At 69.9% G+C, this 20,767-nt stretch carries 19 protein-coding genes; 10 read left to right on the plus strand and 9 right to left on the minus strand.

The annotated features are described in order from the left end of the window. Window positions 1-74 precede the first annotated feature (74 nt). A complete protein-coding gene (locus tag ACLZOT_RS29685; protein WP_416972194.1) occupies window positions 75-1,055 on the plus strand; it encodes a DsbA family protein in 981 nt (326 codons plus the stop codon). 535 nt (window positions 1,056-1,590) lie between these two features. On the opposite strand, the gene ACLZOT_RS29690 is transcribed toward ACLZOT_RS29685, so the two are convergent. Then, the gene (locus tag ACLZOT_RS29690; protein ID WP_416972195.1) at window positions 1,591-1,977 is read right to left on the minus strand and encodes a hypothetical protein; all 387 of its coding nucleotides are present in this window, start codon (window positions 1,975-1,977) and stop codon (window positions 1,591-1,593) included. Window positions 1,978-2,120: 143 nt separating this feature from the next. Here ACLZOT_RS29690 and ACLZOT_RS29695 point away from each other — a divergent pair, with 143 nt between their 5' ends. From ACLZOT_RS29695 to ACLZOT_RS29715, 5 genes are all read left to right on the plus strand, one after another. Continuing rightward, window positions 2,121-3,386, plus strand: coding sequence for a MalY/PatB family protein (locus ACLZOT_RS29695; RefSeq protein ID WP_416972196.1), 1,266 nt, complete (start codon window positions 2,121-2,123; stop codon window positions 3,384-3,386). A gap of 336 nt (window positions 3,387-3,722) precedes the next feature. Continuing rightward, complete coding sequence (locus ACLZOT_RS29700) at window positions 3,723-3,845, plus strand: hypothetical protein (RefSeq protein WP_416972197.1); 123 nt, start codon at window positions 3,723-3,725, stop codon at window positions 3,843-3,845. A 270-nt stretch (window positions 3,846-4,115) separates the two neighbouring features. Continuing rightward, a complete protein-coding gene (locus tag ACLZOT_RS29705) occupies window positions 4,116-4,886 on the plus strand; it encodes a helix-turn-helix transcriptional regulator (RefSeq protein ID WP_416972198.1) in 771 nt (256 codons plus the stop codon). Between the two features lie 401 nt (window positions 4,887-5,287). After that, window positions 5,288-6,502 carry a lactonase family protein gene (locus ACLZOT_RS29710; RefSeq protein WP_416972199.1) on the plus strand — a complete coding sequence of 405 codons (1,215 nt, stop codon included), beginning with the start codon at window positions 5,288-5,290 and terminating at the stop codon, window positions 6,500-6,502. 230 nt (window positions 6,503-6,732) lie between these two features. Next, window positions 6,733-7,008 (plus strand): hypothetical protein, encoded by a 276-nt coding sequence (locus tag ACLZOT_RS29715; protein WP_416972200.1) that lies wholly within the window; start codon window positions 6,733-6,735, stop codon window positions 7,006-7,008. 144 nt (window positions 7,009-7,152) lie between these two features. On the opposite strand, the gene ACLZOT_RS29720 is transcribed toward ACLZOT_RS29715, so the two are convergent. The 4 genes from ACLZOT_RS29720 to ACLZOT_RS29735 all read right to left on the minus strand — a co-directional run bounded on the left by ACLZOT_RS29720 (window position 7,153) and on the right by ACLZOT_RS29735 (window position 10,419). Next, window positions 7,153-8,646 carry a UvrD-helicase domain-containing protein gene (locus tag ACLZOT_RS29720; RefSeq protein WP_416972201.1) on the minus strand — a complete coding sequence of 498 codons (1,494 nt, stop codon included), beginning with the start codon at window positions 8,644-8,646 and terminating at the stop codon, window positions 7,153-7,155. Further along, window positions 8,643-9,119 (minus strand): hypothetical protein, encoded by a 477-nt coding sequence (locus tag ACLZOT_RS29725; RefSeq protein WP_416972202.1) that lies wholly within the window; start codon window positions 9,117-9,119, stop codon window positions 8,643-8,645. The genes ACLZOT_RS29720 and ACLZOT_RS29725 overlap by 4 nt, the downstream gene beginning before the upstream one ends. 3 nt (window positions 9,120-9,122) lie before the next feature. Beyond that, entirely contained in the window at window positions 9,123-9,986 is an 864-nt protein-coding gene (locus ACLZOT_RS29730; RefSeq protein ID WP_416972203.1) for a DUF6083 domain-containing protein, read from the minus strand. A 169-nt stretch (window positions 9,987-10,155) separates the two neighbouring features. Continuing rightward, window positions 10,156-10,419, minus strand: a complete 264-nt coding sequence (locus ACLZOT_RS29735) for a helix-turn-helix transcriptional regulator (protein ID WP_037775690.1) — start codon at window positions 10,417-10,419, stop codon at window positions 10,156-10,158. A 437-nt stretch (window positions 10,420-10,856) separates the two neighbouring features. On the opposite strand from ACLZOT_RS29735, the gene ACLZOT_RS29740 reads away from it, so the two are divergent. Continuing rightward, window positions 10,857-11,798, plus strand: coding sequence for a hypothetical protein (locus ACLZOT_RS29740; RefSeq protein WP_416972204.1), 942 nt, complete (start codon window positions 10,857-10,859; stop codon window positions 11,796-11,798). After that, window positions 11,765-12,403: a hypothetical protein gene (locus tag ACLZOT_RS29745; RefSeq protein WP_416972205.1), complete on the plus strand. Its 639-nt coding sequence runs from the start codon at window positions 11,765-11,767 to the stop codon at window positions 12,401-12,403. Before ACLZOT_RS29740 ends, ACLZOT_RS29745 begins: the two co-directional genes overlap by 34 nt. Before the next feature lie 19 nt (window positions 12,404-12,422). Here the strand turns inward: ACLZOT_RS29745 and ACLZOT_RS29750 are convergent, their stop codons facing one another. The 3 genes from ACLZOT_RS29750 to ACLZOT_RS29760 are packed head-to-tail and all read right to left on the minus strand — an operon-like array spanning window position 12,423 to window position 15,851. Beyond that, entirely contained in the window at window positions 12,423-13,142 is a 720-nt protein-coding gene (locus ACLZOT_RS29750) for a helix-turn-helix domain containing protein (RefSeq protein ID WP_416972206.1), read from the minus strand. After that, window positions 13,142-15,226, minus strand: coding sequence for a hypothetical protein (locus tag ACLZOT_RS29755; protein ID WP_416972207.1), 2,085 nt, complete (start codon window positions 15,224-15,226; stop codon window positions 13,142-13,144). Before ACLZOT_RS29755 ends, ACLZOT_RS29750 begins: the two co-directional genes overlap by 1 nt. Before the next feature lie 25 nt (window positions 15,227-15,251). After that, window positions 15,252-15,851: a helix-turn-helix domain-containing protein gene (locus ACLZOT_RS29760; protein WP_416972208.1), complete on the minus strand. Its 600-nt coding sequence runs from the start codon at window positions 15,849-15,851 to the stop codon at window positions 15,252-15,254. Between the two features lie 548 nt (window positions 15,852-16,399). Between ACLZOT_RS29760 and ACLZOT_RS29765 the strand changes: the two genes are divergently transcribed. After that, window positions 16,400-16,942 (plus strand): hypothetical protein, encoded by a 543-nt coding sequence (locus ACLZOT_RS29765; RefSeq protein WP_416972209.1) that lies wholly within the window; start codon window positions 16,400-16,402, stop codon window positions 16,940-16,942. A gap of 14 nt (window positions 16,943-16,956) precedes the next feature. Here the strand turns inward: ACLZOT_RS29765 and ACLZOT_RS29770 are convergent, their stop codons facing one another. Continuing rightward, entirely contained in the window at window positions 16,957-19,299 is a 2,343-nt protein-coding gene (locus ACLZOT_RS29770) for a Helicase associated domain protein (protein WP_416972210.1), read from the minus strand. Between the two features lie 263 nt (window positions 19,300-19,562). Between ACLZOT_RS29770 and ACLZOT_RS29775 the strand changes: the two genes are divergently transcribed. After that, complete coding sequence (locus ACLZOT_RS29775; RefSeq protein ID WP_416972211.1) at window positions 19,563-20,585, plus strand: TniQ family protein; 1,023 nt, start codon at window positions 19,563-19,565, stop codon at window positions 20,583-20,585. Window positions 20,586-20,767: the final 182 nt, after the last annotated feature.

Below are 20,767 nucleotides of genomic sequence, written 5' to 3' on the forward strand. Positions count from 1 at the left end.
AGGAGATCCAGTCGCCCGCGGTCAGCCGCCGCGGAGCGGCGCCTCGACGTCAAGCGCACCCGGAGACGATGATCATGCGCATCGAAATGTGGGCGGACATGCTCTGCCCGTGGGCCTACATCGGCAAGCGGAGGCTGGAGAAGGCCCTGGCCGATCCGGCGCTCGCCGGTGTGCGGACGGAGGTCGTCTGGCGGCCCTTCCGGATCGACCCCACCGCTCCCGCACAGGCCACCCCGATCCTCAGCCGAGGAAACGACTTGCCGATGGGCGCCGGACCGGGCCAGTGTGTCGGCCCGCCCCCGTCCCGTGACCAGACGACGGTCACGCAGGTCGCGGCGGAGGAAGGGTTCGGGCCGAACTGGGGAGCCGCATGGCGGTCCGACAGCCACAGCGCCCACCGGCTGGTCCTCCTGGCCTACGAGCACGGCGGCAGCGCCCTCCAGGACCGAGTCGTCGAGCAGTTGATGAAGGCACATTTCCTCGAGGCCGCCGACATCAGCGACCCTGCGCAGCTCCTCGAGGTGGCTTCCCGGAGTGGGTTCACGGAGGCGGGCCGGCTGCTGGAGGCTGGCGCAGCCGACCGCGAAGTACGCGAACTCCTCCTGATCGGCAAAGCCCGGTCCGTCACGAGTTCACCTACCCTCGTCGTCGGCGACCGGGCGCTCGCGGGAGCCCAACCGGCGGACGTGATGGTCGACTTCCTCACCACAGCCGCGGATGTCAGGGCGCGGGAACTGCCCGAGGAGGTGCTGCGGCTGCGCTGGTCCGAGTCCCTGCTGGAGCAGCGCGACCCGCTGGGCGCGCTCACCCTGCTGCAGCCGCTGCTCGGCGAGCACGCCGAGGACCTGAACGTCCGACGGCTCGCTGCTCGTGGCTACTTCCATTCGGCGCAGCTCTCCCGTGCCCATGACGTTCTGCGGCAGCTGGTGGAGGACACGCCGGACGACTCCTACGTGCACCTCATGCTCGGCCGTACCCTCCAACGCATGGGCAGGGCCGACGAAGCCGCCAAGCACATGAAGGTGGCCGCGGCCATGACGCCCGACTTCACCTGACCACACCTCCGCCGGCGCCTCGCTCCCCTCATGCGAGGCGCCGCGGGCAGATCGCCGAATGAGCACCTGCCTTATGCCTCTGGAAGCCGCTGAGTACCTGAGTACACCGGACAGACGCAGTGCGGCAGCGGCTCGCACTCCCCGCTGCGTGACTTCGTGCGGATCGAAACGGGCAGTACCGCCGTCTTGATGTCAGCGGCGCTCGCGGCGCTCATCTGGGCCAACGCCACGCCGGCGGCGTAGGAGTCAGAGTGACCCACAAGGCGGCGTGCCTCGGGGGAAGCTGGCCGATCGTTGAGGCTGGCTGGGGTCATGACTGCGAGGGCAGGCTGCCTGCCGCCGACTTCCAGCCAGTTTCGAATTCTTGTTGAAGAATATGGAGAGACGGTTCTCGAATGTCAACTCCTCGTTGCAATCGTTTCGCTCTGGACAGTAAAGGTCCGACCCCTGCCTCGCCGCCAACCACTCTTGCGTGCATCAACAGCTCGTTTAGGGCTTGTCAGGAAGCTGACTCGATGCAACTCTGAGTTGAAGATTAGGTGGGCGTCATCGAGCCACGAGCTGTCATCCCTTGCCTCTTGACCATGGAGCCCTCATGCAGCAGCCGTCCTCGACGCCTGTCCTGTTCGAGCGGGCCGTTCGCGCAGGCGATCTCCTGTTCGTCTCCGGCCAGCTGCCCATCGACGACGAAGGCGTGCGGCACCCCGGATTCGTCGGCCGGAACGTCACTGTCGCCCAGGCGCGCGAGGAGGCCGCACTGGCGGCGCGGCGCTGCCTTGAGGTTGCTGCGGCGGAGCTCGGGCCGCTGGACGCGATCAAGGGCGTCGTCCAGATCGTCGGGGACGGGTTCACTGCCGCGCCTGGCGTCGCGGAGGCAGCCTCGCAGGTGGCACTTGACGAACTCGGGGACCGCGGTCGCCATGCGCGCCCAGTGTCCCAACGGGCAACGTTTGCCTGTCACGCACCGGGCGTGGCGACGGGGCGAACGTTGCCCGTTGGAGCCCTGGCTCTCGGAGTGGCGCCACTGCTTCTCGGTACTTGCGTGGAGATCGAGACGGCGGTCCAATGCTGAAGATGACCGCCGCTGACGCGCGCGGCTCCAGGGGCCCCGGGGCCGGAGGGGGCGCGAACCCTCTCGAGGACCTCTCGCTCGACCAGCTCCGTCGGCGCAGGAGCATGAAATGGCGCACGCACCCTGCAGACGTCCTGCCGCTGTGGGTGGCGGAGATGGACGTGCCGCTCGCCCCGGCGGTCGCCGACGCGCTGCGCGAGGCCATCGACATGGGCGACACCGGGTACCCCGCGGGCACCGAGTTCGCCGAGTCGCTTGCCGGTTTCGCCGCACGGCGCTGGGACTGGGACGGGGTGGCGATCGACCGCGCCGCCGTGATCCCGGACGTGATGATGGGCGCGGTCCAGGTGCTGCGGCTGATCACCGATCCCGGTGATCCGGTCGTCGTCAACTCCCCCGTGTACGCGCCGTTCTACGCCTTCGTCACCCATGACGACCGCCGGATCGTCGAGGCTCCGCTCGGGCAGGACCTCCGAATCGACCTGAGCACGCTCGAGGAGACGTTTCGACGCGCCCGGAAGCGGCGCGGCAAGGGCAAGATCGCCTATCTCCTGAGCAACCCGCACAACCCCACCGGCACCGTCCACACCCAAGAGGAGCTCGCCGCCGTGGCGGAGCTGGCACGCCGGTACGGAGTTCGCGTCGTCGCCGACGAGATCCACGCTCCGCTCGTCCTGCCGGGCGCCGAGTTCACGCCCTACCTGAGCGTGCCCGGCGCCGAGGACGCCTTCTCGCTCATGTCGGCGACCAAGGGCTGGAACCTCGCCGGGATCAAGGCCGCGCTCGCCCTCGCGGGACCTGAGGCGGCCGGCGATGTGCGCCGGATACCTGAGGAAGTCCACCACGGCGCCAGCTACCTGGGCATCATCGCCCACACGACGGCCTACCGCGACGGCGACGCGTGGCTCGACGCGTTGCTGACGGGGCTCGACGCGAACCGAGCCCTGCTGGGTGAGCTCGTCGCCGAACACCTGCCCGGGATCGGGTACGCCAGACCGGAGGGAACCTACCTCGCCTGGCTCGACTGCCGGTCCCTCGGCCTCGCCCCGGAAGAAGGATGTACCGACCTCGCGGTCGTCACGGACCTGGCCGGCCCCGCCCGGCTGTTCCTCGAACACGCCAGGGTCGCCCTGTCCTCAGGGCACATCTTCGGCACGGGAGGAGCCGGGCATGTCCGCCTGAACTTCGCCACCTCCCGGTCCGTCCTCACCGAGGCGGTCACCCGCATGGGACGCGCCGCCACCCTCCACACACGCTGACCGAACGAGCGTCCCGCTCGCGACGCCGCCCGCTCACAGCCGGATCCCGGACGAGGGCCCCCCGATCAGACCTGCGCTCAGGCACACATGCGACACGCAGCAAGGGCACGGTCCACCCCCTGCACAACGAACCACGCACGACGAGAGCTCCGCATGACCCACCAGGAGACACGGACCACCGTTACCTGCGCAACCTGCGCAAAGGGGCGCCCGAGGCCGTCAATGCGTTCATGGCCTTCGCCCAGGAGGCCCTCTCCGGGGCCGGGAAGGTCATACCTCACAAGTACACCGAGCTCATGGCCGTCGCGTGGCGCTGACCCCCAGTGCGCCTTCTGCATGGAAGCCCACGTCCCTGCCGCGAAGGCCGCCGGGGCGAGCGAGACGGAGCTGGTTGAGACGGTCATGATCGCCACGGCCCTCCGCGCCGGCGGTGGCTTCGCGCACGATTCATGGCCATAGAATTTTTCGCGCAGGCTCCGGAGGCCGAGGCCGCCCCCGACGGCGAGGCAGCGCCGACGGCGCTCGCCTGACACCGACGTGCCCGGGCATCCTTCACATGGCCCGGTGCGACGTGCCCATCCAGTGAGGAGCCATGCCCTCACCGGCAGCACGCGTATCAACTGGCTGTGGAAGCATCAGGACCGCCTCGGGGATCGGTTGATCCAGGCGGTCCACGCCTCGGTATTCTTCAACACGTCGTCGAAGCGTGAACACAGGACGGTGGCACCCATGGAACCGGCGTCGAACAGTCCGGTGCTCCCCGTACCCGGGGACCTGAAGGGCATGGACGCGGAGTGCATCAACCGGGTGCTCGAACTCCTCGTAGCCCCCCTGCAGGCGGCGGTGATCCAGCCGACCGAAGTGGTGCTGCACGACCTCCGCCGTATGCCGCGCACCGTACGCTCGATCGCCGGGACGCTCACCGGCCGGAATGTCGGTGACCCTCCCACGGACAAACTGCTCGAACGCGTCGCCGCCGGCGACCTGAGTCACCAGATCGGCTACCGGTCCCAACTGCCGGACGGGCGCATCCTGCAGAGCACGACGATCATCTACACGGACCACGAGGGTCGCCCCGCGGCGGCGCTCTGCCTGAACACCGACGTCTCCGCCTGGGTCTCCCTCCGGTCCGCCATGGACCGGTTCGTCCTCGGCCACGACGCCGCGTCCATGCCACATGTGCCGTCGATGAAGTCGGCCGAGGCGGGCCCGGCCGGACCGACGGCCGCCCCGCAGGGAGAGTCCTTCCCCCACAGCGTCGAGGAACTTTCCGCCCTCCTGGTGGACGCAGCCATCACCGCGATCGGTGTCCCGGTAGAACAGATGCGGAAGGAACACAAACTCCAAGTCGTCGCCGACCTGGAACGGCGCGGGTTCTTCCTGGTCAAACAGGCCCCCGAAGCAGCTGCCGCCGCGCTCAAGGTCAGCCGCTTCACCATCTACAACTACCTCAACGAGCTAAACGACTCCGTCGAGGAACCCGGCCAGCAATCCGTATGACCTGCCGTCCTGTGCGCACGGCGAACCGGGCACGGCGATGACCCCGAGGACATGCCGCCGCTGAAAGGGCATTGGCGGCGTGAGTCCTATCGGTGAGGTCGAGATGGCCGGCCTCTGGTCCGGCCGCCTTGTCGACGCCGCTGGGGGTCGCCGTACGGGCATCATGCAGTCCGGCCCGTGAGCACCGGGGACAGACACTGGGTTCATGCCCCCATCCCACTCGCCGTCAGCCGCATCGGAACATCTGAACTCCTTGAAAGCGCAGGGCAGTCGGAGGCGGAGTCACTCCTTACGAGACACTGACGCGGTGTCGATTCCTCTGTCGCCTCAACTGCCCCAGAGGCAAAGCTGGCTCAGCCGGTCGCCGGATCCAGGTGACGGAGAGGGTTGAGGAGCAGGGCATGAGCAGGCATACCAAGCGCAGGTCACCGTTGCAGGTTCGACTGACCGTCGCGGGAGCGGGAGTCCTCGCGGTGGTCGGGGCCGCCGCGACGATGACTATCGCCTCGGCCGGTGAGCCGGTCCACCGTAGAGCGGAAGCACAGACAGCCAGGGCCGACCACTCCGTGTTCGTACAGGGCAACGAACTCGAGGGCAACAGCATCCACGTCTTCCGACGCAAGACGGATGGCAAGCTCACCGCCGCGGGACGTTACACGACCGGCGGCAAGGGCGGCGATCAGGTTGACGCGCCTACCGACTCCCTCGCTTCCCAGGGCTCCCTGGTGTACGACGACCGGTCGGGACTGCTGCTGGCGGTCAATGCGGGAAGTGGCACCGTGACCTCTTTCCGGGTCCAGGGACAGAAACTGACACACCGTCGCGTTGTCCACTCCGGCGGTGACTTCCCGTCGTCCATAGCGGTGTCCGGCCGAGTCGCCTACGTCATGAACGCGGGAGGCGCCGGAAGTGTGCAGGGCTTCAGGATCACCGGCAACGGGCTCAAGCCTCTGCCGGGCTCACGCCGGTCCCTGGGGCTGCACAACGAGAAGGTGCCTCTGTTCAGCAGCTCGCCCGGCCAGATCGCATTCACACCAGACGGCCGAGCGCTGGTGGTCACCACCAAGTCCGCCAACACCATCGAGGTCTTCCCGGTCGGCCGGGACGGCCGACCCACCAGGAATGCCATGGTCAACCCCTCCGCCGGCAAGGTCCCCTTCGCGATCACCTTCGACCGGACGGGCCGGATGCTCGTCGCAGAGGCCGCAAAGTCGACGGTCAGCACCTACACAGTGCGGCCCGACGGCCGCCTCAAGCTCATACAGCGCCCGCTGGCGAACGGCCAGAACACCCTGTGCTGGCTGGAGCGCGCCGGCGACTTCTTCTACGGCGGCAACACAGGAAACTCCACCGTGACCGGCTACCGCATGGACCAGTACGGACGGCTGGCGCTCACCAACGCCCACGGGGTCGCCACGCCGCCCTCTGCCAAGTCCCAGGGGGTCATCGATCTGGCGGTGACGAAGGACGAGAAGTTCCTCTACGTGCAGAACGCCACCTCCGGCACCGTGGACGGCTTCCGCATCGGCGGTGACGGCACACTCACCAAGGTCACCACCGTCACCGGACTGCCCGCCTTCGGCCACTCCGGCATGGAAGGCATCACCGCGGTGTAGAGAAGCGACGCCCGCAGCCCGGGGCAGGAGCTTTCCTACCAGCTCACCAGCCCCAGGGCTCTTCGCGAGCATGACACGACGACAGAGTTCCGCCCTCCCGCTGACACCCTCGTCACGGATGTGGCAGTCGGCGGGAGATGTGGCACAAACCCGAGTCCAGCACCCACACATACACATGTGCTCGCCGGGCACTGCGGACACCGCGGTGTCCGCATCCAGGAGTACGCCACGTGTGTGACGGCCTCGGGCTGGATTCGCCCGGTGCATGGTGGTGGGTCCACGCGCGATCGACCCGAGAGGTCCCAGAGACCTTCACGGAGGTCGAGGTGGTCGACAGTCCAGAAGCCATAGAGCGGGCTGGCAGAGACCTCGGCGAAGTCGACATCGACGAGTCGACCATGCCTCCGGGCCTGAACGGGCTACGGGCCAAACGCGACGCGCAGCGCGGCCGCCCCGGTTTCGGCGCGCTTGCGGACCGGAGCATCGTGCACCTTGGGCGCCGCTGAGATGACGGTGATCAACGGCGATGAACCCGCGACCTACTTCATGGAGGTTGGCTCCGACGGCCGCAGGTTGCGGCAGGTAGAACTCGACGACAGTGGCTTTGCCAAAGATGGGGCGTACTCGTTGGGTGGTGCGCTTCATGCGTGTCAGTCAGTCGAGGGTGCTGAGGCTGCCAGAGCGAGGGTGCCGTCAGGGTGGTCGTAGATCCAGGACAGGCCTCCAAGATCTAGGCGCTGGCGGGTGCGGGTGACAGCCACGTAGGCCAGGCGGGCTTCGGTGTCCTCGATGGGGTCCGATGATGTTGGGGTGTTGGTCTGGTCAGCAGGGGTGTCGTCTTTCGGCCGGGCGAAGTCGTCCGCGATGAGGACGCGGGGCCATTCGCGTCCTTTGGCCTTGTGGGCGGTGGAGACGGTGACCTGAGCGTGTGGTTCGGGGGTGAGTCGGGCGACCGCGGTGAGGATGGCGTCGGTGCCGTGGGTGTCGACGAGGTTGACCAGGGGCTGCAGGTCTCGTCCTGCCGGGTCGTGGGCGGCGTAGTCCTGCAGGTCTCCCCAGGAGGGGAAGAGGATGAGTTCGGGGTGATGGGTGCGGCGGCCTTCCTTCAGGTCGCGGGCGGCCAGGGCCAGGGCCTGCAGGCTGTCTCCTCCCCCGGCCAGGGCGACCCGGTAGCCGGCCGCCATGAGGGTCATGACCTGGGCCATGGCGCCGACGTTGGTGCGGCACAGCACGGCGTCCGGGTGGGTGACGGGGCCGAGTTCGGTGGACACGCTGGGGGTGCCGGTCAGGCGGATGGGGGCGTCGGCCAGGTGTAGCCAGCGGTTGGCTTCCGCGGCGAGGTCGGGGCCGAAGCGGAAGGACTGGGACAGGGCCAGTGGGGTGCCGTCGAAGCCGGTCATGACGTCTTTGGCGCCGCGCCAGTGGTAGATGGCCTGGGCGGAGTCGCCGACCATGACCAGCTGGGCGTGGTCGCGCTGGTTGAGGAAGATCTGTTCGACGACAGGGTTGGTGTCCTGGGCCTCGTCCAGGAGCAGGAAATCGGCGTTGATGCGGGGCCGGGTGAGGGCCCAGATCTTGAGGTAGTGGTCGTGGTCGAAGCGGACGGCGCCGTCGTCGGGGTGTTGCAGGTCGGCCCAGGCTTTGCGGGCGAATGGCGCGATGTGGGCGGCGAGTTGGTTGTGCAGGTCAGTGTCTTCGAGGCCGCGTAGGCAGGGGACGTGGTGGGGGGTGATGGTCTCGTCGGCAGTGTGGCAGAAGCGGGTGACGGTGCGCAGGGCGGCGTTGGACAGGGCGCGTTGGGAGATTTCGCGGTCGCCGATGCGGAGGGCTTTGGTGATGCCGAGGGCTTGTCCGGTCTGCCAGGCCGGGCGGCGGGGTGCGTTCAGGCGGCGGGTGTAGCGGTAGCCGACGGCGGCGTAGGCGAGGGCGTGGGCGGTCTTGCACTGCACGGTGGTGGGAAAGCAGGTGCGTGCGTCCTGGGCGATGGCCCGGTTGTAGGCGAGGTAGCGGCCGCGGCGGGTGGTGGTGTGAGCGAGGAGGGCGAGGGTGGTGGTCTTTCCGGTGCCGGCGCCGGCCTGCAGAGCGAGGTGGTGGCCGGCATGGAAGGCGTCGGCGGCTGCCGCTTGTTCGTCGGTGGGGTTCACGGGGTGGGCCTTTCGGGGAGCCGGGTCAGTGCGTGCCCGACGGCGGCCAGCAGGTAGGCGGGGGTGGTGTGGGCCAGCAGCTGGCGCACCGCGCGGTCGAGGCGGTCGGTCTCCCGGTCGGCGTGTTGGGCCAGGGCCCGGTGGACGGCCAGTTCCAGGAAGTGCTCGGGGGTCTGCTGGGCGCGGCGGGCGTCAGCCGTCAGGGTGGCGTGCACGGCAGGCGGGAAGGCGACGTTGAGCAGCACGCTGTGGTCGGCGTCCGGGTAGTGGGTGGTGATCACATCGATGGGCAGCCGGGTGCCGAGGCGGTGGCGCAGCCGGCGGGCGGCCCGGTGGGGGGTCTTGGCGGCGACGAGTGCCATCAGGCGGGTGGCGTCGTGGTTGGCGGCGAGCGGCAGCAGGCGGGCGGCACGGTGCAGGCCCGGCGGGGGCAGGGGGCGGGTCAGCGTGATTTCCAGGGCGTGGTGCGGCACGGGTCATCCCCTTCGGTGCGGGCGGGGCGGGGGGTGGGGCAGGCGGGTGTGGATGTGTGCCGCGTGCAGGAGGGGGTCGAAGGGTTCCCAGGCGGCCAGGGCGAGGTCGGCGGCGCCAGGTGCGGTGGCGTGTGCCGGGCAGCGCTGGGTGCGCCAGCGCAGCTGTTCGCTGTAGGAGAGGTGGCCCAGGTCGTAGACGGCCATCAGGGCATCGGGCAGGGCGAGTTGGCCGTGCCGGGCGGTGGTGGGCAGCAGTTTCCACATCCCGGCCGGGCTGGCGGGGGCGAGGACGGGGTGGGGGCAGCGGTGGCGGTGGCGGGTCTGGGCGACGCAGCGCAGGTCCTCGAGCCGCTGCTGGGCAAGGTAGCGGCACAGCAGCAGCTGGACGACGGGGCGGTCGGGTCCGCCGGTGTGGGGAGCGGCGGGCTGCGGGGTGGCGGGTGGGGCGGGGGTGAGGGCCCCGGTATCGATCAGGCGGCGGGTGCGGACGGCGAGTTGGCGGCGGATCGCCTCGAGACGGAGGCCGACCTGGCAGGTGGGTGTGCGGTGGGGGCAGAGCACGGCATGCGGGATGCGGCACCAGGCGCTGTTGTCGCCGTGCGGGTAGGCGATGCCGCCGCTGAGGTGCCAGCGGCAGGATTCGGGGACGTCGGCGGTGGCCAGTTCGGCGGGGTGCAGGGCGATGGGCCGCTGGTCGGGACGCTGGTAGAGGTCGATGCGGCTGCCGCAGTGGCGACAGCGGCCGGTTTGTCCGGCGCGCAGCAGGCGGCTGGGACTGGTGGTGGTCACCCGGAGCGGGCGGGGGCGGTGGGGGGCGCGGGGGCTGCCGTCCCAGTGGCGGCCGTCGGGGGCGGGCGTGGGGCACATGGCCCGGACCGTGCCAGGCGACACGCAGGCGTGAGTAGCGTGTCGGGGGTATGTCCCACGGCCGGCCCAACGGGCCCGCACACATGAGCGTTACTGCGGATGGCTGTTCTATGCCTGATTGCCCGATCGGGTGATTCGCGGCGCGGTGCGCACCGGAACGGAGCAAGGTTCAGGAGGTGGCCGTGCCGGGCGGGGTGTGGTCGTCGCACAGGGCGCCCAGGAAGCGCTCGATGGGCACGTCGAAGGTGTGGGCGAGGGTGTGCCAGGTGGTGACACTGCCGGTGGTGCGGCCGTGTTCGAGGTCGATGAGGGTGCGCCGGGCAAGCCCGCTGCGGTCGGCGAGTTCATCGAAGGTCCAACCGCGTTCGGCCCGCAGGCGCGCGAGCACGACGCGCAGCGCAGTGAGGTCGGGGTCGGGCGGCAAGATCGTCACCCGACCATCCGACGGTGCAGACCCCTGCCCCGTCAGTGCGGGTTTCTGCACTTTCGTCGGGGTGGAGGGAGGGCGATATCCGCGGTGCGGGAATCTGCACTACGGTGCGTCCGTCTCGGAGGCCTGCCACGGTGAGCCCCCGCCACGGCGCGGACAGACGGGAGGACGACCAGCCCATGAGGCTCGGTGGCGCACAGGCCGCAGTGCGGCGTATCTGGACAGTGGAGCTGCGTCCGCAAGCAGGCGGTCCCGTGCTTGTCTGCCCCTCGTGCACCGCGCGCACCTCTCCTCTCAAGGCCGCCTCCGCGCGGTCTGCCGCCCTGGCGCATCTGGCCTGCCACGCCCGTGCCGACGTGTTGCCGGCATACCTACGCAGCTGCCAGTGCCGAGTGCAGGGCTGCGCATGGCATCCGCGCCGCCGGGGGTGTGCCGGGCCGGTGCTGCTCGCTCTCACCCGCGACCGCAGCGGCCGGGCCTGGCGGCTGGCCGACACCTGCGCGGCCTGCGCGGCGGCGACCAGCCATACCGCCGTGGTGCCGGACACCCTGCTCAGTTCCCCCCGGCCGCAGCCCGCCGCCCATCCACGGCCTGCTGCACACACCGGACCGCGCACGGAGTTCGACGAGCGGGTGCGCGTGCGGGAGATGCTCACCTACCTCGGGGCCGCGCTGCCCCGGTTCACCTCCCCCGCCGCCCGGCTGCTGGCCCTGCAGTGCGCGCTGCGTGCTGACACCCGCGCCCATGTCCGGCTGCCGGCAGGCCTGTTGCGGGGCATGCGCCTGCGCCAGAACCGCGAAGTATGGCTGGAGCTGGCCCACGCCGGCTGGCTGGAGCTGCCGGACGTGCGTGCGATGCCGTGGCAGGTACGGCTGCTCGATGCCACAGTGCTGGACCAGGCGCCCGGCCGCCGTACCCGCTGCCGTGCTGCCGACTGGGCGCTGCGGCCTGTGCCGTTGGTCCTGCCGGCCACGACGCCCGCACTGCGGCTGACCGCTCTCGTGCTGGCCGCGCACACCGGCGCCCGGCCCGAGCACAGCACCGACATGGACATCCTCACCCGCCTGTGCGGGCACTCTGCGCAGCAGGCCGGAGAACTGCTCGACCGGCTGGTGACCACCCGCACCCTGAGGGCATGGCATCACAACCGGGAGACCGACGAGGTGTTCTGGCAACTTCCCCATGGCGGAACAACTGGCGCTGTTTGTCCGTACCATCTGTACGCCAAGGCATCGTGCGGCACCTGCGGCGCCCCCGCCGGGCGCCAACACCCCACCCGAGAAGGGGGCCTCACCTCATCTGGTGCAGCCCCGCAGCACGCTGGTTCACCGACGAAAGGTCAGCACCCATGCCCGAGACAACCACTCCCGCCACTGAACTGACATCGCAGTACGCCGCTCAGGTGACCGGTGACCTCGAACGCAACGTCAAGGAGCAGGAACGCATCACGGCGGACATCGCCTCCCTGCAACAGCAGCTGGCCGCCCTGCAGCACGACCACAGCGTGCTGGTGAACATGCGGCAGGCCCTTGGCATCACCGACGCGCCGGCCGAGCCTGCGGCCGAGTCGGAAAGTGCCGCGGTGCCCTCACCCCGGAAGAAAGCCAGTGCGCGCGGCGGGAAGCAAAGGGCGGCCAAGTCCGCCGCCGCGCCGCAAAAGGCAGCAGCCAAGAAGCCCGCAGCCAAGGCGGAGGGTGCCACGAAGGCGGCCCAGCCCACCCTGGTCGAGCTCATCCGCCGCCACCTCGCCGAGTCGACAGAACCGCGCTCCGCCGCGGAGATCTCCACAGCGCTCGGCCAGGCCCATCCCGAGCGCCAGATCTCGACCAAGGTCGTGCGGGTCACGCTCGAGGGACTCGTGGCCAAGAGCCAGGCCGAGCGCAGCAAGCAGGGCAAGTCCGTCTTCTACACCGCCCCCACACCGGAGCCGGCGGATGTGCCGAAGGCCGAGGCACAGTCCGACGAGGCCGCCGGCCAGCAAGGCTGAGGCGCTGTCCCACGCGGTGTCAGCGGGGGCGCCAGGTGCGGATTTCGAGGTGGATGATCTGAGCGTCGAGGCGGATGCGGCCGGTCTCCACCAGCCACTGGTGCACGGCGGCGGTGACGTCGCCGCCCGCGGCGTCCACGCGGCGGGCGAAGTCGGCGGCGTCGAAGCCGCCGGTCCGGGCGGAGCCGTAGGAGCGTTCCTCACTGTGGTCGGCGCGCTGGATGACGTCGCGGCGGATGCCGGGTGAGTCGGTACGGCTGCCGGAGGGGTGCACGTAGCCGGTTTTGGCGAGGCGGACGGTGAAGGCCAGGCGTAGGCCCAGGCGGGCTGCTTCGGCGATCAAGGGGCGCAGGCGGGCGGAGCCGGAGGCGATGGCCTGGGCGCCGACGCGGCCGGTACCGGAGCCGGTGGGGGTGATCAGGACGGCCTTGGTGCGCACCCGGGCGCGAGCGCCGGAGGCGGTGGTGCGCCGCTGGGTGTGGCGGGCGGCGATGGCGGCGAGTTCGGGCAGGTCCGTGATGCCGCCGGTCTCGACGGCGGCCAGGACCTGCCGGAGGGCGGGGACGAAGGCGGCTCCCTTGTTCTTGGTGTAGAACTGCGAGACCAGGGAGGGGTCTCGGTCGATGATGCGGGCGATGTCGCGTTTGGTGTAGCCGACCGCCTGGAGCCGGTCGGCGAGGTGTGCTGCTTCGTTCAACTCGGGCCGGGGTTGAGGCTGGCGGCGGGAGCGGCGCGGCATCAGGCCTCCCGCTCAGCGGTAAGGGCCGCGCGTCCGGCATCCCGCAGCGTGAGGAGCTCATCCTCGCTTGCGGGGGCGGTGACGGGGCCGGTGAGGCGGCCGCGCAGGAGATAGTCGCCGGGCTGGTGGTGGTAAGGCCAGTCGTGGGGCTGGGTGAGATAGAGGGCGTCGGTGCGGAAGGCGACGACCGTGCCGGACGGGGTGTGCAGGGCACCGGCGTACGTGTCGTCGTCGCGGTGGCGCTGGGTGAGCAGGGCGGCCCGTGCGCCGGACCAGATCGCGGCGGCCCATTCGGGGTGGGCGTTGGGGTCGCGGGCGAAGCCGGTGGGCTTCTGCCAGGTGATCAACTCGTTGTCGAAACCGATGATTTCGGCGTCCGGCGGCACGTCGCGCTCCAGGCTGCGTGGGGTGGTTCCGGTGACCATGCGGGGGCGCTGGGCGAAGGAGCCGATGCCGTACAGCAGGATGGAACGCACCGCGCGGGAGGCGAGGTGGGCGGCACGGGCCTGCTGGGCATCGCCCTGGAAGTGGGCCTGGGCGGAGAGGTTGGTCCAGGTCTCCTTGAGCTTCTTGGCCCAGTCGTCGAGGGGTTTGCCGTCCTCCCACAGAATGCCGTCGAGGATCTCGATCTTCCACGGCTGGATGGGATTGGTCAGAGCGGTGTGGAGTTCGGGTCCGCCGGCCCAGGTGGTGAAGGTGGTGCCGGGCTCAGCCGGGTAGTGCCAGGCGCGGTCGCCGGGGGCAGGGGCGGGCAGCAGGCCGACGTGGTCCCAGCCGTCAGGCACGGTGACGCGGACTTGCCAGTGCCCGCACCCGTACAGGGCCCGCATCTGCTCCTTATGCGACCAGGCTGCGAACGTGGCAGCGGTGATGCGGCGGGGGATGCCGACCGGGGACTTCCAGGTGTGCTTGGCGTAGGCGAAGGTGCGGTCGTACTCGACGAGTTGGGACAGCTGCTCGGGCACGCGGGGCGGGACAATGAGTTCGTTGCGGCCCTGTCCCGCAGTGGCGTGCAGCAGGCCGCGCAGTTCCTCTGACAGGACGGGGAAGCCGTCGGCGTACTGGCCGCGGGTGGGGACGGTGCGGGTCCACAGGTCGCGGCCGGTCTGGGAAGGGGAGCCCATGAGGACCGCATCGCTCCAGTGGCGGCGCAGCGCCTGCCACAGCAGCACGAAGGCGTCGCGGACGATGTGCGGGGCGTCGCCGTCGACGTCGAACCACTCCCCCACCGAGCGGATCTCCGCATGCTGCTCGCCGTTTTCGCGCTGATAGCGGCCGACGGGATTGCGTGCATGGACGAAGTGCCCGGCCATCCGGTCGCGGCCGCGGCCGGTGTCCGTACGCCAGCCCGGGATGGGGGCGTTCAGCCAGGCGGCGACCGCGTCGCGCAGGTAGGGGTAGCGGTCAGCGTCACGGTGCCAGGGGTCGCCCGCGGTGATGTAGATGCGTTCCACGCCGTCGGGGACGGTGCGGAAGACGGCGGTGAGGATGTCCGCAGCCGACCGGTCGGCGAGGTCGAGGTGGTGGGTCTGGTTACGGTGGACCAGAATCCCGGTGATGGTGTCCAGGAAGACGGTGGAGCGGGCCTGCTGGGTGAAGTTGGGCCGGGTGGAGGCCAGCCCGGGGGTGGCGGTGAGCCAGGCGTCGCCACTGCTGCCCGCGGGGATAGAGGGCAGATCCCGCGACGCCTGGGCCGCTGCGGACGCCTGCGGGGCCTCGGGCTCTGCGGAGGCAGGTCGCGCGGCAGCGGTCATGACGGGGGCGGCCGCTGCCTGCTGTGGCGGGGGCGGTGCGGCTTCGGGGGTTACCTGGGCCGTGGACGGCTCGGCCGTCGACGGCTGCGGGGTGTCGTGCGTGGCGAGGCTGTCGGGGGTCAGGGCCGGGGCGAGAGCGACGACATCGGCCATGCCCAGTCCGGCCGCCTGGGCGACGCGCTCTGCCTTCGCCTTCGTGTAGGAGGCCAGCTGGATGATCAGCTTGTCGCGGTCCGCTTCCTGCTTCGTCAGTGCGGCCCGGGTCTTCTTGATCTGGTCCCGCACGGTGCGCAGATCGGCGAGCGCGGTGCTGTAGCTCTGTGCGTCCATCGGGCGTTCCTTGTCCGGGCCGGGTTCATTCGACGGTGGCGTGAGTGGAAACGTAGGCGAGGGCTCCGCCCGAGTGGGAAGCCAGCCGCGTGCCCAGCAGTTGTTCGGCAAGCTGCCGGTCGGCGCCGGCGTGGGAGGTGAGGCGGGTGTGCGGAGTGGCCAGGTCGGTGACGTAGCCGACCAGGCGGGCATCGGGAAAGGCGTGACGGCCCTCGGAGTTCTTCTCCCATCGCTGAAGGTCGGTCAGGATGGCCACCACGTAGCCCGCGAGCGTTACCGGCAGCACTCCCCCGGCCGCGACACTCGCTGGGTCGCAGCGCCACCAGCCACGCAGCGCCTTGAGCAGGTCCTCGGGCGGGAGGGCGGCGGCGAAGCCGAGCCAGGAGCGTTCCGGTTCCTGCGTCCGCTGGGCCGTATCCACCCGCAGGACGGCGATTTCCCGGACCGGTAGTCGATCGAGCGGCGCCTGCCGCCGCGTCTGCAGTGCCTGGACGACCTCGAGCGGGACCATGACGCGTACGCCGCGCCGGGAAAGGCCCGGGAGCAGTCCGGCAGCGATGAGGCGGCGGAACGTAGTGATCGCGCATCCGAGCTCTTCCGCAGCCTGTCCGGTCGTCAGCAGCACTCCCACTCCTCCCTTTGTCCCCAATCTGATATCTGATTCGGCATGTAAGTTAGCGCGGGAAGTCCGAGAGCGTCAAACTTCCTCCGGTAGGGCGTGGAGGGGTGCATCGCCTCAGGCCAGCCCGGTCGCTCCCGGAACGGCGCCCCATCCGCGGTGGGCCGGTCGGCTGCACGGCATCCGGTGGTCGGCGGATTACCGGGAATGCAGCGGCAGATCAAGAAGCAACGGCGCGAGCAGCGGCCGCGTGCGTGGCCGGGTGGGCGTGCGACTGGTGCAGGGCGGTATGCACCCGGATAGCCCGCCGGGGGCGGCCCCGAACAGACGCCAGGTTGCGGGTCTCTCAGCTGTTCCTCAATGCGACATCGGCAGGGCAAATACCGTCAGGTTGCAGCAGGTTGAGGACGCGAGTGAGCCGATGCGGGCGGTAAACGGTCTCCCGTGTGCTTTCCGGGGCCCGGGCGGGGTGGCGGTCGATAACGTCGGATGCGGCCCCGTGCAGCGTCGTGGAGGGCGGATTCATGCCGGAACCTGTCGCGGACCGTGTGTCCTTGCGCGCCAAGTACACAGCCCTGATGACGGAGGACTTGGAGCTCATCGCGAAGGAACGTGAGCGAATCGAGCTGGACATTGCCGCGTTGCAGGATCAGCTTCGCCTCCTGGACCGTGACCAGGCGTGGCTGACGAGCGTCCAGGAACGACTGCCCCCGCCCCCGGTCGCGGAGGGCGGCACCGGCGACGTTGCCGCCCCGGCCGGTCCCGTCCAGGACGGCGCTCTGCAAGGCGACGTTGGCGAGCAGCCCCCCGAGGACCAGGCCCTGACGGTGGCGCAGCCCGCCGGCCCGGCCGCGAAGGAAGCGACCCTTCGGAATCTGGTCGTCGGCGAGCTGCGGCGGCATGGGGAGCCTCGCTCTTCCAACGATGTGGCTGCGGTGTTGCACCGGGCCCATCCCAAGCGCAGGATCAAGGAGCCGGCCATGCGGCGCGCCCTGGAAGCTCTGGTGAAGCAGGGCCGGGTGCAGCGGGCCAAGCGGGGCAGCCGGGTGTTCTACTTCGTTACCGACGCTGTGGCACAGGGCAAGCCAGGCCAGTGATGCTGCCGTGCGTGTCAGGCCGCGGCGTCGCGGGACAGGGGTGCCAGGAAGGCCGGCAGGGATTCAAAGCCCAGGGCGTCAAGGGCGGTGCGCTGGTCGGGGGTCAACTGCGCGCTGTCGCGGCGGCGGCGTGCCAGCCAGGTGCCGAGCAAGACCTGGTCACCGTCTACGTCTTCGGCATGGTCTGCCGGCACCTGGAGGTGGCCGTGCCGCTGGTGGTACTGGCGTGCCGCGCGCAGGCCGCGGTTGAAGGCCCGGGCTCGCAGGGTGGGGGGCCGGGTCAGCAGCATGCTGTGCGGGTGGGCATCGGGGCAGGCCCGGGCCAGGGCGTCCAGCAGGTGTTTTTGCTGCGCATCGAGCAGGTGGTACTGGGTGATCTGTCGGTCCAGCCAGCTGTCCCAGGCCGAGTCGAGGCTGTCGTTGCGGTGGTAGGTGCATCGCCAGGTGCTGCCGGTCAGGCGGCGGCGGATCTGGACGTAGGTGTATTGCCAGCGCAGGCTCCAGGGCGGGTTCCAAAAGGGGTCCACGGAGTTGAGGGCGGCGATGCGGGCAGGAGCGAGCTGGCCGGTGTCCGTCCGGCGGCGCATGGTCTCCAGCCAGGCGGCCACAGCACGGTCGCCTCCGTGGGCGTGTTTGCCCAGGGCGAGGGTGCCGTGGCGGGTGGCGCTGGCGATGGCCCGGTTCAGGTGGTGTTCGAAGCTGTCGGGCGGGTGCGGCCAAGAGATGCCCAGGCTGGTCAGGGCCGCGATGCGGGCGGCCGGCAGGGCGCCTGCCGCGTACAGGGAGCGCTGCTGGCCGATCCACTGGCCCAGGGCCAGGCCGTCGTGGGTGACGTGTTCGCTGGGGATGTTCAGGTGGCCGTGGTGGGTGTGGAAGGCTACGGCGGCCTGCCAGCCCTCGTTCCAGAAGGCGTGGTGGGGCGGTTGGTGGGTGAGCAGTTTCAGGGTGCGGTTGACGTCGGCGGCGCGGTGCGGGCGGGGTGGGATGGGTTGGGGGCGCGGCTTTTTGCGGGTGCCGAACCGCTTGTAGAGCTGGGTGTCGTAGATGGCCAGGCCGTTGAAGAATGCCCAGAAGTCAGAGAACTCGGATGCCTCCATGGCTTCCTGGATGCGCTGGCCGGGAGCCAGGTAGACGGGCAGGAAGATTGAGGCGCGCTTGGCCTGGCCAGGCGGTTTGCGTAGCGATCGGCCGACGGTCTGGGCGATGTGGCTGGGGCTGCGGCGGGGGTCGGCGATGAAGATGCCGTCGGTGTCGGGGGCGTCGACTCCTTCGCTCAGCACGCGGACGCTGGAGAGTACGGCGCCGTCGTGGCTGTCGGCGGCGCTGCCTGGGGTGAGGGCGGAGAAGTCGGCGAACTCGTGGAAGTACCTGTGGCGTTGCCAGGCCGGCTGACCGCTGTACAGGGCGCGCGCCCAGGGGTTGCGGATGCCAGTGTGGTCAGCGAGCGCCGCGGCCGTCTGGGGCAGTGAGTCGGCGAAGCCGCGGGCGGCGGCGATCCGGCCGTGGAAGGTCAAAACCCGGCGCACGTCGTGTTCGGCCATGGCTGTCAGCAGCGCCGCCTGCATTGTGGCCAGACGCAGCCCGTCCAGGTGTGGGGTGGGCCTGTATTCGTAAAGCACGTCGAGCAGCCTGCTGTCGCGCACTTCAGGGACAATGAGCTGGTAGTCGGCGAGAATGCCGCGTTCGATCGCTTCGGCCAGGTCCAGACGATAGACAACGGGGCCGTAGACGGTGGGGTCGTCCATCGAGGCGAGCCGTTCGAAGCGGGAGCGCGCCTGCGGCCGGGAGGGCGCGCGCCAGTTGCGGGGCGTGGCGGTCATGTACAGGCGGTGCGCGACCGGGATGACGCGGTCGTCGTGGATGAGTCCCCAGCGTTTGTCCCAGTCACCGCTGGTGCGGTGGGCCTCATCGGCCAGGGCGAACGCCCACGGCGGCAGACGATGGGCGTGGTGGGCCTCACCGATGATGGGCAGGGAGGCGTAGGTGGCGAAGACGGCGATGCGGCCGCCTTGGGCGACAGCGTGTGCCAGTTCCTGCGCGGCATCGGCGAGCAGCAGGCGGCCGCGGAGTCTGCGGTCGTAGATACCGGGCAGCGAGCACACACCAATGAGCTGGTCGAAGCCGCCGTCGGCGAGCCAGCGGGCCGCCGTCTGGGTCAGCAGCTCCAGGGTGGGGACCAGGACGAGAACGGGGCCGCGGGAGGCGAAGTGCTCGGCGATGCGCTTGCCGATGAGGGTTTTGCCGGTTCCGCACGCAGCGATGATCGTCGCGGCTGTCAGCCTTCTGCGCAGCAGGGCGTCCGCTCCTTTACCGACGGCCTCTTCTTGGTGGGGGCGCAGCTGCGCACGGCCGGACATGTGACGCGCTGACTCCCTCGTCCTGGAGGGGAGCAGGATGTGCCGTGTCCCCATCACCTGCTGGTCAGGGCGAGCGTGGCAGCTCTCCCTGGGGTCCGGCCGATGCCGACCACATCTGTTCTGTCTTCTCCGCACCTGCACACACGGGACCGGCCCAGAGACCGGATAGGCGCCTGCTTCGATCATTTGCGGCGCATGCCCTGTCCGGTACTCGCGGCGGGAGTTGGATAGAAGCCGCGATCAGCAGACCCCGGGGGCGCGTCATGACGGAGCAGCGGGACGAATTGCTGGGGCGGCGCCGCCTGCACTTGCGGTTGCGTTTCCTTGCTGGCGAGTCCACCGGCTCGTACGTGACGCGGCTGGCCTCCCGCAATCGTCTGCCAGTGGAAGCGGTGCTGCGCAGCATGGGCACTGGCCCGATGCCGGTCGATCCGCAGTACACCGAGTTGTACCTCAGCCGCTACGCGCGCGAGCGCCTGGCCACCCTGGCCGGTTACACGGTGGCCGAGATGCAAACGCGCCTGGTCAGCCTGCGCGATGCGTTCTTGATGCCCGACGGTGCCGAGGACGACTGGGAATGGCCGTGGGATGCACGGGCCGGCTACCTCGTCCAGGCTTGCTCACTGTGCGCGGCAAGGCGCGGCACCCGTTCCCCCGCCTGGCTGATCCTGCCCGACCCCTGGCATGTGTGCCTGCGCCATCAGCGCTGGACGGACAACTCCCGCAACGCGCAGCATCCGTACATCGATCTCAGCGGCCTCAAGGACGTCATTCGCGCGCAGCGACGCCTCAACCATCTCGGCAGGCAGCTCGGCCCGGCCGTCCGGTGGGTGTTCGCCGACGCCTGCTCGATCCTTGCGTGCTCCCGTTACCTTGAGGATCCGGCGCAGACGGAGGAATGGGCCTTTTTGGCAACGCAGTTGGGTGAGCGGCGGGTGCGGCCCCTGGCACAGCTGAGCGTGTTGTCCCTGCTGACCCGGGACCTGGCCTGGCTGGAGGTGCGCCGCCTGCATGGAGACTTGGGGAGAGCCGGCTACCGGGAGTGGCTGGACCGGGTGACCCGGCGGCACGGATATGCCTTCGCGGGGCCGCTCAGAGAGTGGCACAGCAAGCACCGGCCGCTGGGCCGCGGCTTCCCGGAACTGTTCGGTGATCAACCGCCACCCGGCAACGTGGTGTTGCGGGTTACGGGGCACGAACTGCCGTCCTGCCTGGCCGCGGTGGAAGACCTCTCCTGTCTACCCTGGGTACGTCTGCCCAACGCGATGGACCGGTTGTTCCTTTAGGTTTTCAGGCTTCTTGGTCTTGTTCCTGCAGGCGCCGCTGGGCCCGGTCGACTTGGCACGCCTCTTCGAGTCGGAGGAACTGATGCCGCGTGCTCTATCGCACGCGGCATCAAGAACACAAGCCTGCTACGCCCGTTCGGGTGAACACCGGTCTCTTGGCTACGCCGTGGCGGCGGCGCACA

The organism is Streptomyces sp. 4F14, assembly GCF_048159485.1.
Classification (GTDB): domain Bacteria; phylum Actinomycetota; class Actinomycetes; order Streptomycetales; family Streptomycetaceae; genus Streptomyces.

What these genes read in the sequence shown, in the direction of transcription:
- ACLZOT_RS29690 (WP_416972195.1), bottom strand. Translation starts at nt 1,977, where the DNA reads ATGGCGACCGCGGTCCCCGAGTTCGTCAAGTGCCACCTGCGAGGCTGC.
- ACLZOT_RS29750 (WP_416972206.1), bottom strand. Translation starts at nt 13,142, where the DNA reads ATGCCGCGCCGCTCCCGCCGCCAGCCTCAACCCCGGCCCGAGTTGAAC.
- ACLZOT_RS29700 (WP_416972197.1), top strand. Translation starts at nt 3,723, where the DNA reads ATGGAAGCCCACGTCCCTGCCGCGAAGGCCGCCGGGGCGAGCGAGACG.
- ACLZOT_RS29705 (WP_416972198.1), top strand. Translation starts at nt 4,116, where the DNA reads ATGGAACCGGCGTCGAACAGTCCGGTGCTCCCCGTACCCGGGGACCTG.
- ACLZOT_RS29695 (WP_416972196.1), top strand. Translation starts at nt 2,121, where the DNA reads ATGCTGAAGATGACCGCCGCTGACGCGCGCGGCTCCAGGGGCCCCGGG.
- ACLZOT_RS29775 (WP_416972211.1), top strand. Translation starts at nt 19,563, where the DNA reads ATGACGGAGCAGCGGGACGAATTGCTGGGGCGGCGCCGCCTGCACTTG.
- ACLZOT_RS29755 (WP_416972207.1), bottom strand. Translation starts at nt 15,226, where the DNA reads ATGGACGCACAGAGCTACAGCACCGCGCTCGCCGATCTGCGCACCGTG.
- ACLZOT_RS29770 (WP_416972210.1), bottom strand. Translation starts at nt 19,299, where the DNA reads ATGTCCGGCCGTGCGCAGCTGCGCCCCCACCAAGAAGAGGCCGTCGGT.
- ACLZOT_RS29745 (WP_416972205.1), top strand. Translation starts at nt 11,765, where the DNA reads ATGCCCGAGACAACCACTCCCGCCACTGAACTGACATCGCAGTACGCC.
- ACLZOT_RS29730 (WP_416972203.1), bottom strand. Translation starts at nt 9,986, where the DNA reads ATGTGCCCCACGCCCGCCCCCGACGGCCGCCACTGGGACGGCAGCCCC.
- ACLZOT_RS29710 (WP_416972199.1), top strand. Translation starts at nt 5,288, where the DNA reads ATGAGCAGGCATACCAAGCGCAGGTCACCGTTGCAGGTTCGACTGACC.
- ACLZOT_RS29685 (WP_416972194.1), top strand. Translation starts at nt 75, where the DNA reads ATGCGCATCGAAATGTGGGCGGACATGCTCTGCCCGTGGGCCTACATC.